The 17,405-nt window shown below is 68.8% G+C and carries 14 protein-coding genes; 8 read left to right on the top strand and 6 right to left on the bottom strand.

Going from position 1 to position 17,405, the window contains the following annotated elements:
• Window positions 1-52: 52 nt before the first annotated feature.
• Complete coding sequence (locus tag ABZ195_RS24495) at window positions 53-1,282, bottom strand: acyl-CoA dehydrogenase family protein (RefSeq protein WP_355222369.1); 1,230 nt, start codon at window positions 1,280-1,282, stop codon at window positions 53-55.
• Window positions 1,283-1,372: 90 nt separating this feature from the next.
• Here ABZ195_RS24495 and ABZ195_RS24490 point away from each other — a divergent pair, with 90 nt between their 5' ends.
• On the top strand, window positions 1,373-2,629 hold the full coding sequence (locus ABZ195_RS24490; protein ID WP_355222367.1) for an alpha/beta fold hydrolase: 1,257 nt from the start codon (window positions 1,373-1,375) through the stop codon (window positions 2,627-2,629).
• Here the strand turns inward: ABZ195_RS24490 and ABZ195_RS24485 are convergent.
• Genes ABZ195_RS24485 through ABZ195_RS24470 form a run of 4 tightly spaced genes read right to left on the bottom strand, consistent with a single transcriptional unit; the run spans window position 2,616 to window position 8,028 of the window.
• Window positions 2,616-4,286, bottom strand: a complete 1,671-nt coding sequence (locus tag ABZ195_RS24485) for an ABC transporter family substrate-binding protein (protein WP_355222365.1) — start codon at window positions 4,284-4,286, stop codon at window positions 2,616-2,618. The two genes, ABZ195_RS24490 and ABZ195_RS24485, sit on opposite strands and share 14 nt — an antisense overlap.
• Before the next feature lie 18 nt (window positions 4,287-4,304).
• Entirely contained in the window at window positions 4,305-6,128 is a 1,824-nt protein-coding gene (locus ABZ195_RS24480) for an ABC transporter ATP-binding protein (RefSeq protein WP_355222363.1), read from the bottom strand.
• Window positions 6,125-7,006: an ABC transporter permease gene (locus ABZ195_RS24475; RefSeq protein ID WP_355222531.1), complete on the bottom strand. Its 882-nt coding sequence runs from the start codon at window positions 7,004-7,006 to the stop codon at window positions 6,125-6,127. Before ABZ195_RS24475 ends, ABZ195_RS24480 begins: the two co-directional genes overlap by 4 nt.
• 44 nt (window positions 7,007-7,050) lie before the next feature.
• Window positions 7,051-8,028: an ABC transporter permease gene (locus tag ABZ195_RS24470; protein ID WP_355222361.1), complete on the bottom strand. Its 978-nt coding sequence runs from the start codon at window positions 8,026-8,028 to the stop codon at window positions 7,051-7,053.
• Between the two features lie 189 nt (window positions 8,029-8,217).
• Here ABZ195_RS24470 and ABZ195_RS24465 point away from each other — a divergent pair, with 189 nt between their 5' ends.
• Window positions 8,218-8,469, top strand: coding sequence for a hypothetical protein (locus ABZ195_RS24465; RefSeq protein ID WP_355222359.1), 252 nt, complete (start codon window positions 8,218-8,220; stop codon window positions 8,467-8,469).
• Between the two features lie 7 nt (window positions 8,470-8,476).
• Here ABZ195_RS24465 and ABZ195_RS24460 read toward each other — a convergent pair whose 3' ends face one another.
• Window positions 8,477-8,941 carry a hypothetical protein gene (locus tag ABZ195_RS24460; RefSeq protein WP_355222357.1) on the bottom strand — a complete coding sequence of 155 codons (465 nt, stop codon included), beginning with the start codon at window positions 8,939-8,941 and terminating at the stop codon, window positions 8,477-8,479.
• Between the two features lie 163 nt (window positions 8,942-9,104).
• Between ABZ195_RS24460 and ABZ195_RS24455 the strand changes: the two genes are divergently transcribed.
• From ABZ195_RS24455 to ABZ195_RS24430, 6 genes are all read left to right on the top strand, one after another.
• Window positions 9,105-9,809 (top strand): response regulator transcription factor, encoded by a 705-nt coding sequence (locus ABZ195_RS24455; protein WP_355222529.1) that lies wholly within the window; start codon window positions 9,105-9,107, stop codon window positions 9,807-9,809.
• Window positions 9,806-11,392: a HAMP domain-containing sensor histidine kinase gene (locus tag ABZ195_RS24450; RefSeq protein ID WP_355222355.1), complete on the top strand. Its 1,587-nt coding sequence runs from the start codon at window positions 9,806-9,808 to the stop codon at window positions 11,390-11,392. The genes ABZ195_RS24455 and ABZ195_RS24450 overlap by 4 nt, the downstream gene beginning before the upstream one ends.
• A gap of 116 nt (window positions 11,393-11,508) precedes the next feature.
• Complete coding sequence (locus tag ABZ195_RS24445; protein WP_355222527.1) at window positions 11,509-13,305, top strand: glycosyltransferase family 39 protein; 1,797 nt, start codon at window positions 11,509-11,511, stop codon at window positions 13,303-13,305.
• 55 nt (window positions 13,306-13,360) lie between these two features.
• Window positions 13,361-14,638, top strand: coding sequence for a bifunctional glycosyltransferase family 2/GtrA family protein (locus ABZ195_RS24440; protein WP_355222353.1), 1,278 nt, complete (start codon window positions 13,361-13,363; stop codon window positions 14,636-14,638).
• A gap of 38 nt (window positions 14,639-14,676) precedes the next feature.
• Window positions 14,677-16,581: a glycosyltransferase family 39 protein gene (locus tag ABZ195_RS24435; RefSeq protein ID WP_355222525.1), complete on the top strand. Its 1,905-nt coding sequence runs from the start codon at window positions 14,677-14,679 to the stop codon at window positions 16,579-16,581.
• A 65-nt stretch (window positions 16,582-16,646) separates the two neighbouring features.
• On the top strand, window positions 16,647-17,138 hold the full coding sequence (locus ABZ195_RS24430) for a carbonic anhydrase (RefSeq protein WP_355222351.1): 492 nt from the start codon (window positions 16,647-16,649) through the stop codon (window positions 17,136-17,138).
• Window positions 17,139-17,405 lie beyond the last annotated feature (267 nt).

Here is a 17,405-nt window from a genome sequence, read left to right as displayed (position 1 = left end):
TTTGTGCACGCGCAGTTGCGCTCACCGCAACCACGCGTGCACGAATCGCGTGTTAGAAGTAGGCGTTGGCGGGCAGGGGAGTGCCATGCAGCAGGTTCGCACCGATCGCGACGGCCTTGTAGGCCACCGGATTGTGCAGCGTGATGGTGCGGATGTTGCGCCAGTGGCGGTCGAGCCCCTTCTGCCGGCTGGCCGCACTGGCGCCCCCGAGCTCCAGCAACCGCGTCGCGGCTTCCGGGGCGATGGCGTCGAGGTGGACCTTGACCTGGGCGACCTTGACCTGGGCGTCCTGAGCAAGCTGGGCGTCGGGGTTGCCGTCGGGTGTCGTCGCCGCGGAGTTGGTGGCGACCGCGACGGCCTCGGCTGCGTCGAGCACCGCTGCCTTCGCGATGAAGGCCGTGCTGGCCAACTCGCCGAGCAGGCGCTGCAGCAGGGGATCGTCGGTGGGGCGGTCGGTGGGGGCGTGGCTGAAACTGCGGTCGCGCGATCGCAGCAGGGCGACCCCGTCGTCCACCACCCCGGCGAGGATGCCGGCCACGACGGCGTGGATGAACAGCTGCAGCGAGGCATACTGCACCGACGGCACGGGTTGGGCGTCATAGGGCGAATCGGTGAGGATCTCGTCGCTGGTGACCGCCACGTTCTTGAACACGGTGGTTCCCGTGCCGGTGCGCCGCTGGCCGAAGCCGTCCCAGTCGTCGATCAGCTTGACCCCGGTGCGGTCGGCGGGCACCACGACCGTGGCGACCGAGTCGTGGTCGGTGGTGGCCGTGACGGTCAGATGGTCGGAGAACAGCGTGCCGGTGCTGTAGAACTTCTCGCCCTCGAGGCGGTAGCCGCCCGCCGGATCGGGCAGCAGCCGGGTGTTGAACACCAGGCTGCCGACGGCATTGGTGCCCTTCTCGCTGAACGCGTTGCCGAAGAGCTGCCCGTCGGCCACCTTGCGCAGCCATTGCCGTGACGTGGGGTCACCCAGGGCGGCGGTGCGCAGCCGTTCCTCGGTGAACCAGAAGTGCGTTCGGAAGATGTGTGCCACAACCGGATCCGCGCGGGCCACATCGACGACCGCGGAGAACAGCTGTGGCACGGTCAATCCTGCGCCACCGAGCTCCGGTGGTAGCCGCAGCGTGCCGAAGCCGGCCTGCTTGAGGGCGGCGACTTGGTCAAAGGGATTCTCGTCGTTGAGGTCTCGGTCCTTGGCTCCTGCCGCGATACGGCCGAGCAGCTCGTCCCACTGAGGCGAGCCGGGGAGAATGCGTGCGTTGTTCTCGACGGTGGTCATGTCGTCGTTTCTACGCAAGGCCCGCACCGGCGACACTGCTTTGGCTCACCCCGAACCTAAGAGCGTCCGGTGAGGGCACAATGGGGGGCGATGACGATGAATGCCGGACGCCGGCGAGTGCACGACAGGTTGGCCGCGTTGCCCGGGGTCACCTCGGTGCGCAGGCCCATTCTCGACGGCGGGTCCGAGGAGTTCGACCTGTTCTACGTGCGGACGGGGGAGAAGTCCGACCACCCGCTGCTGATCATTCCCGGCGGGCCGGGCGCGGCGTCGATCGCGCTGTACCGGAGTCTGCGCAAGCATGCCGTCGCCGAGGGGCTCGACGTCATCATGGTGGAGCACCGCGGTGTCGGGATGTCTCGGCACGACGACGACGGTGCCGACCTGCCTCTCGAGGCGATGACCGTCGAGGCGGTGGTCGGTGACCTCGCCGCCGTACTCGAGCACGCCGACGTCGAGTCGGCCGTGGTCTATGGAGCGTCCTACGGCACCTATCTGGCTGCGGGGCTCGGCGTCCGCCATCCCGACCGGATTCACGCGATGATCCTGGATTCGCCGCTGCTGTCGGCCGATGACGTCGACCTGGTCCGCGAGGCGGTGCGTCGTGTGCTGTGGGACGGCGTGGACGGGGAGACCGACGAGCTCGCCGCGAAGGTGCGTCAGCTGGTCGCCGACGGGGTGCTCACCCCGGCGGCCACGCAGCTGGCCGCCGACATGTACGGACTCGGGGGCGCCGACCTGCTCGGCCGTCAGCTCGACCTGTTGCTCTCCGATCACGACTGGGTCTGGGGTGCGGTCGGATTGGGCACGCGCCTGCTCGTCGAGCGCAAGACGCCCTTCCACAACGAGCCGGATCTGGTCGGGCGCATCGGCTATCGCGAACTCAACTACGGGGCGGTGCCCGACGGGCACCCCCTCGACCCGGCGGTGGCGCTGCGTGACATGGCCACCGGGGAGGTCGACTTCGTCGCGGAGCCCTACGACCTGATCTCCGAAATGCCGAAGTTCAGCTGGCCGACCGTGATCGTCTCCGGCGGCCGGGACCTGACCACGCCGCGCGCGGTGGCGTGCCGGATCGCCAACCTCGTCCCGAATTCGGTGCTGGTCGAGATGCCCAGCAGCGGGCACAGCATCATCGACACCAAGGAGCGTCCGGCGCTGGACGTCGTGCAGGCCGTCTACGCCGGCGAGTTCGGCGAACTGCCCAGTCGCTCAGCCGAACTCGACGCCGTGCCAAGCCAGCTCAGCGTTCGCCTGCTCAAGCGCGCGATCACCGCGGCCGCCGTCGCGGAGTCGGTGGTGCCGTCGGCGGTGCCGCGCGCGGTGCGCAACGTCACGACTTCATGAACCCGATCGCGGTGTAGTCCACGTCGGCCAGCCCGGCCGCACCGAAGTTGGCCAGATTGCTGCGCACCGCGACGTTTCCGGCGGACTGGAACAACGGCAGGCTCGCGCCCTCGGCCCAGACCAACTCGTCGACCTCGTTGGCCAGCGCGCGGGCCTTGTCGGCGTCGAGTTCGGAGAGGGTCTGCTCGATCTTGGCGTCGATCTCCGGGCTGCCGATCTTGCCGAAGTTGCTGTCGCCCTGGGACGCGTAGATCTGCGTCAGACCCGAGAGCGGGAATGCGTCGGCCACCCAGCTGAATTGGGCGATGTCGAAGTTTCCGACGGTGATGTAGTTGGTGAAGAAGCCACTGCCGCCCTTGGCCTGAAGATCGAGTTTCACCCCGATCTGCGCCAGGCTGTTCTGGGCGATCTGGCCCACCTGGCGGGTGCTCTGCGCGTCGTAGAACAGGTCGCGGATGACGAGTTGCTTGCCGTCCTTCTCCCGGAACTGGCCGTTCATCTTCCAGCCCAGCTCGTCGAGTTCCTTCTTGGCTTCCTCGGGGTTGAAGGCCACGACGCCGCTGTTGTCCTGGTAGCCCTTCTGGCCTGCCACGTAGATGTGGTTGTTCAAAGGTGCCGGGTTGTCGGCGAGTCCGCGCTGGGCCACGTTGGCAATGGTTTGGCGGTCGATGCCCTTGGCGATCGCGTTGCGCAGCTTGGGGTCGGCGAGGATCGATCCGGGCGCGCCGTTGAAGGTGAAGTGGTACCAGCTGGGGCTCGGTGCCCGCCGAATGGTCACGCCCGCGGTGCGGCGGGCGATCGTCACGTCGTCCAGCGACGCGAGCCCGGCGGCGTCGATGGCGTTGTTCTGCAGTGCCGGCAGCCTCGCGGCGTCGTCGAGGACCAGGAACGTGATCGTGTCGAGCCGTGGCGGCGTTCCCCACCACTTCGGGTTGCGGCCCAGGGTGATTCGCTGCGCCGTGCGATCCAGTGCGGTCACGATGAACGGCCCCGCAGACGGGCCCGGACCCTTCAGTTGTGCGTTGTTGAAGGCCTCCGGGGTGGCGGTCATGCTCTTGGGCGAGAGAACGGTGTTGCCGGCGAACATGCCCTTCCACTCGGCGTAGGGCTTGGCGAAGGTCATGACGGCTTGGCGGTCGTCGACGCCGCGCGTCACCGAGGCGACTCGGTCGCTGCCATTGGGCGCCGAGATGGCGAAGTCCTTGTTCTTGCCGCTGGTCGCGTCGATCTGGGACTTGATGTCCTCCCAGGTGACCGGCGTGCCGTCGCTCCACACCGCCTTCGGGTTGATCGTGTAGGTGACGACCTGGGGATTGGTCTTGGTCAACTCCACGTTGGTGAAGAAGTCGGTGTTCACCGATGCGGTGCCGTCGGCGGCGATGCGGAACGCCCGGGGCATGGTGGCCCTCGAGATCGCGGCCGCATCGGAGGTGGGTCCGTTGATGTGCATCGTGTTGAAGTTGTCGGGGAAGTTCGTCAGGGGGATGCGCAGGTTGCCCCCCTCCTGCAACGAGGCGGGATCCTGCGGGTTCATGTCGTTGGTGGAGCCGACCTCGGCCTTGCCGCCCGCCGACGGTGCCTCCTGGTTGCCGCCGGAACACCCGGCGAGCACGAGTCCGGCGACGAGAAGTGCACTGGCGAGACGTCGGATCTGCATGGGACAGACTCTAACCGCTCACGGCTGCGGCACGGCGGCCAGCAACTTCTGCGTGTAGTCGTGCCGAGGGCGGGCGAATATCTCCGCCGCGTCACCCGACTCGACGATCGACCCCTGGAACATCACGACCAGTCGGTCGGCGAGGTGCTTGACCACCGACAGATCGTGGGAGACGAAGAGATACGAGAGGCCGAAGCGCTCCTGCAGATCCAGCAGCAGGTTGACGATGCCGGCTTGAATCGAGACGTCCAGGGCGGACACCGGTTCGTCGAGCGCCAGGATCTTCGGTCGCAGCGCCAGCGCACGGGCGATCCCGATCCGCTGCTTCTGGCCGCCGGAGAACTCGGCCGGGTAGCGGCTGGCGTCCTCGCGCCGCAGACCGACGGTGGTCAACAGCTCGGCGACGCGTTCGTCGATGCTCGAGTCGTCGAAGCCGTTGGCGGTCAAGGGTTCTGCCAGGACGTCGAAGACGGGCAGCCGTGGATCCAGTGAGGCGACGGGATCCTGAAACACCACCTGGAGGTCACCACGCAGCGCCCGGCGGGCGCGGTGATCGAGGGTGGCGACGTCGTGGCCGAGCACTTCGATCGAACCACCCTGGGGTGCAGTCAACTCCAGGACCTGGTGCAGGGTCGTCGACTTTCCGGAGCCCGATTCCCCCACGATGCCCAGGGTTTGGCCCTGCCGCAGCTCGAAGCTGACGCCGTCCACCGCCCGCACTTCGCCGATGCGGCGCCGGAACACCGCTCCCTTGGTCAGGGTGAAGGTCTTGACGAGATCCGCGACACGGAGCACGACGGGAGCGTCCGGGTCGGCCCGGGCGTCCGGCGGCGCCGTCGACACGCCGTACACGTCGGCGGCCGAGCGGCCGGCGACGTCGTCGGTGCGGATGCAGGCCGCGCCGTGACCGGGCCCGATCGGCACCAACTCCGGTTCCGCGGTGCGGCAGTCGTCGACGGCCATCGGGCACCGGGGCGCGAACGGGCAGCCCGGGGGCAGGGCGGCCATCGACGGGGGAGCGCCGGGAATGGGCACCAGGCGCGAGCCCTGGGCGGCGTCGAGTCGGGGCACCGAACCCAGCAGGCCGACGGTGTAGGGCATCACCCGGCGCTCGGCGAGGCCGGCCACCGGGGCCGTCTCGACGGCCTTGCCGGCGTACATGACCAGCGCCCGGTCGGCGAATTCCGAGACCACCCCGAGGTCGTGGGTGATGATCAGCACGCCCGCACCCGTCACGTCGCGGGCGGTGCGCAACACGTCGAGGATCTGCGCCTGCACCGTGACGTCGAGCGCCGTCGTCGGCTCGTCGCAGATGATGAGGTCCGGGTCGTTGGCGATTGCGATCGCGATCACCACGCGCTGGCGCTCACCGCCGGAGAGCTCGTGGGGGAACGACTTGGCCCGGCGTTGCGGCTGCGAGATGCCCACCAGCTCCAGCAGTTCCACGGCCCGTGTCGCAGCGGCCGCGCGGCTCAGGTCGCGCTGATGCACTCGCAGCGCCTCCGCGATCTGCTGGCCGACGGGGTAGACCGGCGTCAGCGCCGACATCGGATCCTGGAAGACGGTGCCGACCACCCGCCCCCTGATGCGTGACATCCGTTGGTCGTCGAGGCCGATGAGTTCGTCGCCGTGCAGTCGCACCGATCCCGACACCCGCGCGTACTCCGGCAGCAGCCCGACGACGGCCATCGCCGTCGCCGACTTGCCCGCGCCGGACTCGCCGACCAGGGCGACGACTTCCCGGGGTTCGACGTCGAACGTCATGCCGCGGACGGCCTCGACGTCTTCGGCGTCGCTGCTGAAGCCGACGCGCAGATCCTTGACCTCCAGCAGTTCGCTCACGAGCGCCGCCGCCGGCGGGGCTTGCTGCCCGGGTCGATGGCGTCACGCAGGCCGTCGCCGATCACGTTGGCGCACAGCACGATCAGCACCAGGATTCCGGCCGGAAACAGGAACACCCATGGAAACGTCGTCACCGACGGGGTGCCGTCGGCGATCAGCGTGCCCAGCGAGACGTCGGGCGGCTGGATACCGAAGCCCAGGAACGACAGGCCGGTCTCGGCGAGGATGGCGACGCCTACGTTGAGGGTGGTGTCGATGATCAGGATCGACGCGACGTTCGGCAACACGTGACGAACGATGATCCGCCGGTTCGACACACCCATGTACCTTGCGGCGGTGACGAATTCGCGTTCGCGCAGACTCATCGTCATGCCGCGCACGATGCGCGCGCTGATCATCCAGCTGAACGCCGCCAGCAGCAGGATCAACGAGAACACTCGGCCCGACTCCCCGAGTCGCGGTGTCACGATCGCGATCAGGATGAAACTCGGCACGACCAGCAGGAGGTCGACGACCCACATCGCCGTGCGGTCCCGCCACCCACCGAAGTAGCCGGCCACGGCGCCGACGGTGGCCGCGATGATCGTGGACAGGAACGCCACGCAGACGCCGATCAGCAGCGACTTCTGCATGCCGCGCAACGTCTGTGCCAACAGGTCCTGGCCCAAGCCGTTGGTGCCGAACCAGTGGCTGGTGCTCGGCGGCTGCTGCAACGCCAGGAAGTCCAGATCGGTGTAACTCCACGGCAGCAGCGGCGGCAGTGCGTAGCACCCCACGAACATCACCGCCAGCACGACCAGCGCGGCCACCGCGAGGCGGTTGCCGAGGAAGCGGCGGGTGGTCAGCGTGCGGCGGGAGGCGAATCGGCCTGCCGCCACGCCAGATCGAGCCGTCGACGACGCCTCGGTGGTCACGGGTTCGCTCACGCCACCCTCACCCTCGGATCCAGGGCCGCGTAGATGACGTCGGACAACAACCCGGCCAGCAGGATGGTGGCTCCGGTGAACACCGTGATCGCGGCGATGATGTTGGTGTCCTGGGTGGCGATGCCCTGAACGACCCACTCGCCCATGCCGTGCCAGCCGAAGATCTTCTCGACGAACACCGCTCCGGTGACCAGTCCACCCACGCCGTAGGCGAACAGCGTGGCCATCGGTATCAGCGCCGTGCGCAGACCGTGCTTGAACAACGCTTGGCGTCGGGTGAGGCCCTTCGCGCGGGCGGTGCGGATGAAGTCCTGCCCGAGCACGTCGAGCATCGCGTTGCGCTGATATCGGCTGAACCCGGCGATGGAGAACAAGGCCAGCGTGGTGGTCGGAAGGACCAGGTGCTGCAGGCGGTCGACGAATTGGCTTCCGGCCCCGCCGGTGAGCGTCGGCGAGGACTCGCCGGTGTATTCGAAGAGGTTGAAGCCGAGTGAGGTGTTGGCGCGCAGCGCGCCGAGGATCAGCAGGTTCGCCACGACGAAGGTGGGCATGCTGATCAACAGCAGCGACAGCACGGTGATCACCCGGTCTGACACCCGGTACTGCCGCACGGCGCCCCACGCTCCGACCACCACACCGATCACGGTGCCCAGAACCGAGCCGAGGAACACCAACCGCAGGCTCACCCCGATGCGCCGTCCCAGTTCGTCGGACACCGGCTGTCCGGCCACGGTCGTGCCGAAGTCTCCCGTCACGGCCTCCGACACCCAATGCACGTAACGCAGGGGGATGGGCTTGTCGAGCGCGAGTTCGGCTGCCTTGGCGTCGATCACCGACTGCGGGGGCCGGGGGTTGCGACCCTCGAGACTGTCGAGTGGCTTGAATGACCAGGAGGCGAGCGCGAAGGTCAGGAACGAGGCGAGAAGGAGCAGAACGACGTAGTTCAGCGCCCGGCGGGCGAGGAAGCGCGTCATGACGCGCCCGTCGGAAACTGCATGGCCACAGGGTAGGAGATGGACCGCTGATTGCCGTTCTCCGGTCCACGTGAGTCTTGACTGGCAGAAAGCTTCGTGTTTGATGCGCGTCCGCTGGGGCTACCCGAGGGTGCAGCGGGGGTCGGCCAAACCTCCGAGGTCCGAACAGCCCCGATCGAGAGGACGACCATGAACGGCAAGAGCATGAGGGTGATCGCCGCAAGCGTCGGTGCAGGGGCACTGATCGCGGGTGGCGCGTTGACCGCGGCGTCGTCGAGTTCCGCCGAGCCGTCGACCCCGGGCCCCGTGCCCACGGTGGACGCCACGACCGGCGAGACCACGACCGAGACCACGGCACCACAGACGCCGACCACGTCGTCGGCGGTCCCCGAGATCGAGGGCCCGGCCGAGTTGCCGCCCGAGCAGCAGGATGCGCTCTGATCCTGGCTCACCGACCAGGCGACGGGGGAGGTCCCATGGTGGAGACCATGGCGGCCTCCCCTTCTCGCGTCGCGGTGATGACGACCGTGTCCCCGGCGACGAAGGTCGGCGTGCCTGCCCCGGGCGCTTCGCGAACGTAGGTCTGGGAGAAGCCGTCTGCGCTGCGGGCGGTCACCGAGATCGGTGAGATGGCGGTGATCGTGCCGGTTTGTTCGACGATCGTGGAGAATCCGCCATGATCGCCCGCGACGACGTACTCCCCGTGCAGAGTGCCGGGCTCGTGCTGGGCTCGCGGTCCGCCCGGAGGTGGTCCGGGCGGTCCGCCACCGAAGTCGCCAAATCCACCAAATCCGCCGAAGTCGCCGTGAGAGTTCGTCTGCGTCGCCGCCGTGACGGCCACCCCTCCCACGCCAGCGACGGCAGCCGCCACCGCGACGGCGCCGAGCGTCTTGCGCATTCCCCACGTGTTCACGACAGCCACTGTGCCGGTCGAGACTATGCGCCAGCTGTGAGCCGGTCTTCACAGCTTGGGCATAGGGTCGGCACAGGAGCCCCCCATCGCGCGGATTCACACTGAGGACGTGACCACCATGAACGGCGCCGATCGCGAACACGCCGACCCCGCCCGGCTCGTCATGCGCCGTTCGGACGGCAAGCCGATCAACGTGCTGGTGGTCGACGACGAACCGGTGCTCGCCGAGCTGGTGTCCATGGCTCTGCGTTATGAGGGCTGGGACATCTCGACCGCGGGTGACGGGCAGACGGCCATCGCGCTGGCCAAGGAGAACCCACCCGACGTCGTGGTGCTTGACGTGATGTTGCCCGACATGAGCGGACTCGACGTCCTGCACGAGCTTCGCGCGCAGATTCCCGGTCTGCCGCTGCTGCTGCTCACGGCGAAGGACTCGATCGAGGACCGCATCGCCGGACTCACCGCGGGCGGCGACGACTACGTCACCAAGCCGTTCAGCCTCGAAGAGGTCGTCTTGCGGCTGCGCGCGTTGCTTCGGCGCACCGGGGTGGCCGACGAGACGGGCGGCGCGCAGATCGTGGTCGGGGACCTCGTGCTCGACGAGGACAGCCACGAGGTCACGCGCGCCGGGGAGCCAATCACGTTGACCGCGACCGAGTTCGAGCTGTTGCGGTTCATGATGCGCAACGCCAAGCGGGTACTGAGCAAGGCGCAGATCCTCGACCGGGTGTGGAGCTACGACTTCGGTGGCCGGTCCAACATCGTCGAGCTCTACGTGTCGTACCTTCGCAAGAAGATCGACAGCGGCCGCGAGCCGATGATCCACACGTTGCGCGGCGCCGGGTACGTGCTCAAGCCTCCGCGATGAGCGCAGGCGCCGCTCGGCGGTCGGAACCACACAGCAAGGTGCTCTCGCCGCGTACGTGGTCGCTGCGCGTCCGGCTGCTACTCACCCAGGTCGTGCTGCTCGCCGTCGTCTGCGCGAGCATCGGCATCGCCACCGAATTCGCGTTGGAACGCTTTCTGATGCGTCAGCTCGACAACCAGCTCGTGGAGGCGGGGAAGCGTTCGGCGGCGATCTTCGACCTGCCACCCCCCAGGTCGTTGCCCGTTCCGTTCCGCGACCGGATGTTCGATCCGGAGATCGGTCCGGGGCCGGGCTTTCTCAACGCGCCCGGCCAGGCGACGCGCACCGTCGGTGCCGTCGTGTCCCGCGACGGCGCCGTCGACGCCGGTGTCATCACCCCCGACGGCGGCCGCGCCGAGGTGACCTCGGCGGCGTCTGCTGCCCTGGCCAAGGTCCCGCCGACACGCACTCCGATGACGATGGAGCTCGACGGTCTCGGCCGGTATCGCGTCATCGCGCTTCATGCCCGCCATGGCAGCGAGACGATCGTGACCGGACTGCCGACGGCGGTCGTGGACGACACCCTGCTGTGGGTGGTCGGCATGTTCTGCATCCTGGGGGCGATCGCTCTTCTCGCGGCCGCCACCGTCGGCATCCTCGTCATCCGGCGTCAGCTGGCACCCCTGACCAGGGTCACCGAGGCCGCGCGCGACGTCGCGGCCCTGGAACTCGACAAGGGCGAGGTCAACCTGCCGAGCGAGATCGTCCGCGTCGACCCGGACGGCGCCCACACGGAGGTGGGTCAGCTCGGCACCGCGCTGAACACGATGCTCGACCGGGTCGCCGGGGCATTGTCGGCACGGCATGCCAGCGAGACGCGGGTGCGTCAGTTCGTCGCCGACGCCAGCCACGAGCTGCGCACGCCGTTGGCCGCGATCCGCGGGTATACCGAACTGGCGCAACGCAAGCGGCGCGAACTACCCGACGACGTCGCTCACGCGATGAGTCGCGTCGAGTCCGAGACCGGTCGCATGACCCACCTGGTGGAGGATCTGCTGCTGCTGGCGCGGCTCGACTCGGGGCGGGCCCTGGTGCGCGAACCGGTCGACGTGTCGCGGCTCGTCGTCGACGCCGTCAGCGACGCGCACGTCGCCGGGCCCGACCACGAGTGGGCGCTCGACCTGCCCGAGGATCCGGTCACGGTGGTCGGCGACGAGGCGCGGTTACAGCAGGTGCTGGTGAACCTGTTGGCCAACGCCAGGATTCACACGCCGGCGGGTACCTCGGTCACGACGTCGCTGAGTCGCGACGGTGACACCGCCGTGCTCACCGTGGCCGACGACGGACCGGGCATCGCCGCGAGCCTGTTGCCGGAGATCTTCGAGCGGTTCGCCCGGGGTGACACGTCCCGCTCGCGGTCGGGGGCCGCCCCGGCCGGGGGCAGCACGGGTTTGGGTCTGGCGATCGTCGCCGCCGTGGTCAAGGCGCACGACGGCACCATTGCGGTGCGCAGCGACGCCGGCCGCACGGAGTTCGTCGTCCGGTTGCCCACGTACACGGAGAGCTCACAGCCTGCGCACAGCTCGAACCAATACGGTACCTAGCCGACGTGCCGACGATGAATGAGGTGACCGCCGTACTGACGCGCCCCGCGCACGCCGCCGACGGCGCCGACGACCATGTCGACCCGCAGCGTGCACCCGCGACGGTCGGGGAGCGGATCGCTCTCGGCGTCCTGCTGGCGGCCACGGCGCTGCTGTACCTGTGGAACCTGTCGGCCAGCGGTTGGGCCAACGGCTTCTACTCGGCGGCCGTTCAAGCCGGCGCCCAGAATTGGACGGCCATGCTGTTCGGGTCCAGCGATGCCGGAAACGCGATCACCGTGGACAAGACGCCCGCCGCGCTGTGGGTGATGGACCTCTCGGTGCGGCTGTTCGGACTCAGCTCGTGGAGCATCCTCGTGCCGCAGGCGCTGGAGGGCGTGGCCGCGGTCGGGCTGCTCTACGCCGCGGTGCGCCGGGCTGCCGGTCCGTCGGCGGCGTTGCTCGCCGGCGCGGTGTTCGCGCTCACCCCCGTCGCGACGTTGATGTTTCGTTTCAACAACCCGGACTCCCTGCTGGTGCTCGCCCTCGTCGCCGGTGCCTACTGCGTCCAGCGGGCATGTGAGCGGGATGCCAACCGGTGGTGGCTGATCGGCGCGGGTGCGGCTGTCGGCATCGGCTTCCTGGCCAAGATGATGCAGGCCTTCCTGGTGCTGCCCGCGTTCGGGCTGGCCTATCTGATCGCCGCCGCCGTGCCGCTGCGAACCCGGCTGCTCAGGCTGGCCGGAGCGCTGGCGGCGATGGTGGTCAGCGGTGGGTGGTATCTGCTGCTGGTGGAGCTGTGGCCGGCGTCGTCGCGGCCCTACGTCGGCGGTTCCCAGAATGACAGCATCGTCGAATTGGCATTGGGCTACAACGGAATCGGCAGACTCACCGGGGAGGAGACCGGCGGCCTGGGCAACATGAACTTCGACGTCGGTTGGGGCCGGCTGTTCGGCGTCTCGATGGGCACCTACAGCGCCTGGCTGATTCCCGCTGCGGTGATCTCCGTCGCCGCCGGCCTGATCCTGACCCGCCGCGCCCCGAGGACCGACCCCGCGAGGGCCGGCCTGATCGTGTGGGGCGGCTGGCTGGTCGTCACCGCCGTGGTGTTCAGCTTCGCCAACGGGATCCTGCATCAGTACTACACCGTCGCCCTCGCGCCCGCGATCGGCGGAAGCATCGGTATCGGCGCGGTCCTGCTGTGGCGCAACAGAACCGACGTCCGGTCGGCCATCGCACTGGCCGGCACCGTTGCGGTGACGGCGATCCTCGCGGCGGTGCTGCTGGCCCGCCGCCATGACTGGCTGCCGTGGCTCGGTACCGCCGTCGCCGTCGCCGGAATCGGCGCCGCCGTGTTGCTCCTGGTCGTCGGCCGGCTGCCGCGACGCGTCGCCACCGGGGTGGCCGGACTGGCGATCCTGGCGTGCCTGGCCGCACCGACGGCCTACTCGCTCGCGACGGCCGCCACGCCGCACGCCGGAGCCATTCCGTCGGTCGGCCCGGCCCGGGGGAGCGGCGCCTTCGGCGGTCCGGGCGGTCCCGGCGGTGGCTTCCTCGACATCCCCAAGGCGGGTCCTGGGCTCGTCGACCTGCTGACCGACGGTGCGGACCGATTCGAGTGGGCCGCGGCGGTGGTGGGCTCGAGCAACGCCGCGGGCTACCAACTCGGCTCCGGGGTTCCGGTGATGGCCGTCGGCGGGTTCAACGGCACCGATCCGGCGCCGACGCTCGCGGAGTTCCAGAGCGACGTCGCCGACGGTCGAATCCACTACTTCATCCGCGCGCACTCCATGTTCGGCATGCCGGTGGGCCGCGGTTCGAGCGGCAGTCGCGAGGCCGCCGACATCGGCGAATGGGTCGAGGCGCACTACTCGCCCGTCACGGTCGACGGCGTCGTCCTGTACGACCTGACGAAGGCGCCGACTCATTCATAGCCGACGCATAGCTCGCGCCAACGGCCACCACAATCCGCGGCACGACGATGGAGACATGACCGACATTCAGGATGTGGACCTCACGGAGGTCGCCATGGTTCCCCGGGAGATCGCCTTCGGATCTCGGCCCAACGCCGCCTTGGAGGCCCGCAGGCTCGACGTCCCCGTGCTCGACGTGGTGATCCCGGTCTACAACGAGCAGGCCGCCCTGGCCGACTCGGTGCGCAGGCTGCACGGCTACCTCGCCGACAGCTTCCCTTACCGGGTCCGCATCACCATCGCCGACAACGCCAGCATCGACGACACCCCGCGCATCGCGGCTGCGCTAGCCGAGGAACTCGACGGCGTGCGCGCGGTACGGCTGGAGGAGAAGGGCCGCGGACGCGCGCTGCATCAGGTGTGGTCGCAATCCGATGCGATGGTCCTGGCCTACATGGACGTCGACCTGTCGACCGACCTGGCCGCGGTCGGCCCGCTCGTCGCCCCGCTGATCTCCGGTCACTCGGACCTGTCCATCGGCACCCGGCTCGGTCGGGGCTCCCGCGTCGTGCGCGGGCCGAAGCGGGAGATCATCTCGCGTTGCTACAACTTAATCCTGCGCTCGACGCTGCAGGCCCGCTTCTCCGATGCCCAGTGTGGTTTCAAGGCGATCCGCGCCGACGTCGCCCAGCGGCTGCTGCCCCACGTCGCCGACACCGGCTGGTTCTTCGACACCGAACTGTTGGTGCTCGCCGAGCGCAGCGGTCTGCGCATCCACGAGGTTCCGGTCGACTGGGTCGACGACCCCGACAGCCGGGTCGACATCATCGCGACGGCGACCGCGGACCTCAAGGGCGTCGGCCGATTGCTCCGCGGGTTCGCCAGCGGCTCGATCCCGGTGAATGCCATTGCCGCCCAACTGGCCCCGTCGCAGTCGTCGACGGCCGCGCCCAACTCGCTGTTCCGCCAGGTGGTCCGGTTCGGTGCCATCGGCGTCACGTCGACCGTGGCCTACCTGCTGTTGTTCATGGTGTTGCACCCGCTGATCGGCGCACAGGTGGCCAACTTCACCGCGCTTCTGGTGACGGCGATCGCCAACACCGCGGCCAACCGCCGCTTCACCTTTGGCGTCTCGGGCACCAGCAAGGCAGGCCGCCACCACGTGGAGGGGCTCATCGTGTTCGCGATCGCACTGGCGATCACCAGCGGCGCGCTGGCCGGGCTACATGCCTTCGTCGACCAGCCGCACAAGATGGTCGAACTCTCGGTGCTGGTGCTGGCCAACCTGTTGGCGACCGCCGTCCGCTTCGTCCTCCTGCGCGGCTGGGTGTTCCACCCCCGCCGCAACCGCTGAGTCCGACCACCACACTGACGAGGGAATCACCCGTGACACTGACAGCCGACGACGTCGCCCGCGACGCCGTTCCCCATGACCAGGGCGCACCGCCCGCACCACGCTGGACGCGCCCCGCGTTCTGGGCGCTGCTGGTGGGCACCGGCGTGCTGTACCTGTGGGGGCTCGGCTCCTCCGGGTGGGCCAACAGCTACTACGCAGCCGCCGCCCAGGCCGGCACGCAGAGCTGGAAGGCGTGGCTCTTCGGTTCGCTGGACTCCGGCAACGCGATCACGGTCGACAAGCCGCCCGCCGCGATGTGGGTCATGGGTCTGTCCGGCCGGCTGTTCGGGTTCAACGAGTTCACCATGCTGCTGCCCCAGGCGTTGATGGGCGTCGGCGCGGTCGCGATGCTCTACCTCACCGTGCGGCGGACCAGCGGCCCGTCGGCCGGTTTGATCGCCGGCCTGGTGCTGGCGCTCACCCCGGTGGCGACGTTGATGTTCCGCTTCAACAATCCCGACGCGCTGCTGGTGCTGCTGTTGCTGGTCGCCGCCTACTGCACCGTGCGGGCCATCGAGGCCGAGACGGTGCGACGGATGACCACGTGGATGGCGTGGACCGGGTGCGCCGTCGGCTTCGCCTTCCTGACCAAGATGCTGCAGGCCTTCCTGGTCGTGCCGGGACTCGCGGTCGCCGTTCTGGTCGCGGCGCCGTTCGGGGTGTGGCGGCGACTGGGCGCGGTGCTCGTCGCCGGCGCGACGATGATCGTCTCTGCTGGCTGGTACATCGCACTCGTCAGCCTGTGGCCAGCCGATTCCCGTCCCTACATCGCAGGGTCGACCGACAACAGCCTGCTGCAGTTGGCCTTTGGCTACAACGGCATCGAGCGCATCGCCGGCAACGAGGGCGGTGGCTTCGGTGGCGGCGGCCCCGGACCCGGGCACGGTCCCGGCGGCGGGGCGAACCTCTTCTTCGGCGGCGAGCCCGGCATCGGCCGGCTGTTCGGGGCGTCGATGGGCGCCGAGGCGTCCTGGCTGCTTCCCGCCGCCCTGATCGGCATGGTCGCCCTGGCCTGGCTGACGCTGCGGGCGCCGCGCACCGACCGCGTCCGTGCGGGGTTGTTGCTCTGGGGTGGTTGGCTTTTGGTCACCGGCGCGGTGTTCAGCTTCATGGCTGGCACGGTGCATCCCTACTACAACGTCGCGCTTGCGCCCGCCGTGGCGGCACTGGTCGGCATCGCCGTCGCTCAGCTCGTGGCGCGTCGTGACGCGCTGCTGGCGCGCGTGGTTTTGGCCGTAATGCTGCTGGGTACCGGCGTCTGGTCCTTCGTCCTGCTCGATCGAACCCCCGACTGGTGGCCGGCGATCCGATGGATCGTGCTCGTCGGATCGGTCGTGGTGGCCCTGCTGCTCGCGTTGCGGGCGAACCGGCTGGGCAAGGCAACGGTGGCGGTCGTGCTCGCCACGATCGTCGTCGGCCTGGGCGGCCCGACGGCGTTCTCGATCTACAACGCAGCCAACGCCCACGGCGGCCCCGGCACCATGTCCGGTCCGCAGAAGGCGGGCGGCTTCGGTGGCTTTGGCGGACCGGGCGGTCCCGGCGGCCCCGGCGGACGTGGCGACAGTGCCCAACTCGAGGCGTTACTGGAGGGCACCCACACCCGCTGGGCCGCAGCCGGTATCGGTTCGATGCAGGTCGGCGATCTGGAGCTGAAGACCGGTGCCTCGCTGATGGCGATCGGTGGCTTCACCGGTGGGGATCCGTCGCCGACGCTGGCGCAGTTCCAGCAGTACGTGGCCGACGGCCAGGTGCGTTACTTCCTGGCCGACTCGGGCCGAGGCGGGCCGAACTGGCACCGCACCGGCTCGGCGGGTGACATCACGGCGTGGGTGGAGAAGACCTTCACCAAGACCGACGTCGGCGGCACGACCGTCTACGATCTTCAATCATCACGATCCTGAACCTCCGGCCGCGGGCTGACGGCGACTAGCGTCATCTCCGTCGTCAGCCCGTGGAGGAGATCTCAGTGTCCGTGACCGACGAATACCTGAAGAACAACGAGGCATACGCCGCGGCGTTCAGCGGTCCCCTGCCGTTGCCGCCGAGCAAGCACGTCGCCGTCGTCGCGTGCATGGACGCCCGCCTCGACGTGTACCGGATCCTGGGTCTGGCCGAGGGGGAGGCGCACGTCATCCGCAATGCCGGTGGCGTGGTGACCGATGACGAGATCCGTTCCCTGGCAATCAGTCAGCGACTGTTGGGTACTCGCGAGATCATCTTGATCCACCACACCGATTGCGGGATGCTGACCTTCACCGACGACGGTTTCAAGCAGGAGATCCAGGACGAGACGGGCCTCAAGCCCGAGTGGGCTGCCGAGGCGTTCGCCGATCTCGACGAGGACGTTCGACAGTCGCTGCGACGCATCGAGACCAGTCCCTTCGTCACCTTGCACTCGTCACTGCGGGGGTTCGTGTTCGACGTGGCGACGGGCACGTTGAACGAGGTCACCATCTGATCTCCGCCGACTGCACGCTTGTTCGCGGGGTCTCTCGGTGTTTGCGTACGTCAAGCGTGCGCTCGGCGAGGGATTCAGTTCAGGAAGCGCTCGGCGTAGGGGGCGAAACGTTCCCGCACGACGTCGCCACCCGGCCCAGTCGATTGCGTTGATGCGCCGCCGACGGCGGTGCACTAGTGTTCTGAGTCGTTAATTCGTTGGCAGTAGTTGCCGATGCTGGCGAGGATTTGATCGGCGGTCTTGGTCCACACGTAGGGACGTGGGTTC

It is taken from the genome of Mycobacterium sp. NPDC006124 (genome assembly GCF_040614235.1).
In the GTDB taxonomy this organism is placed as follows: domain Bacteria; phylum Actinomycetota; class Actinomycetes; order Mycobacteriales; family Mycobacteriaceae; genus Mycobacterium.
The sequence above is the reverse complement of the archived record's forward strand: the minus strand, read 5'-3'. Positions and strand labels throughout refer to the sequence as shown.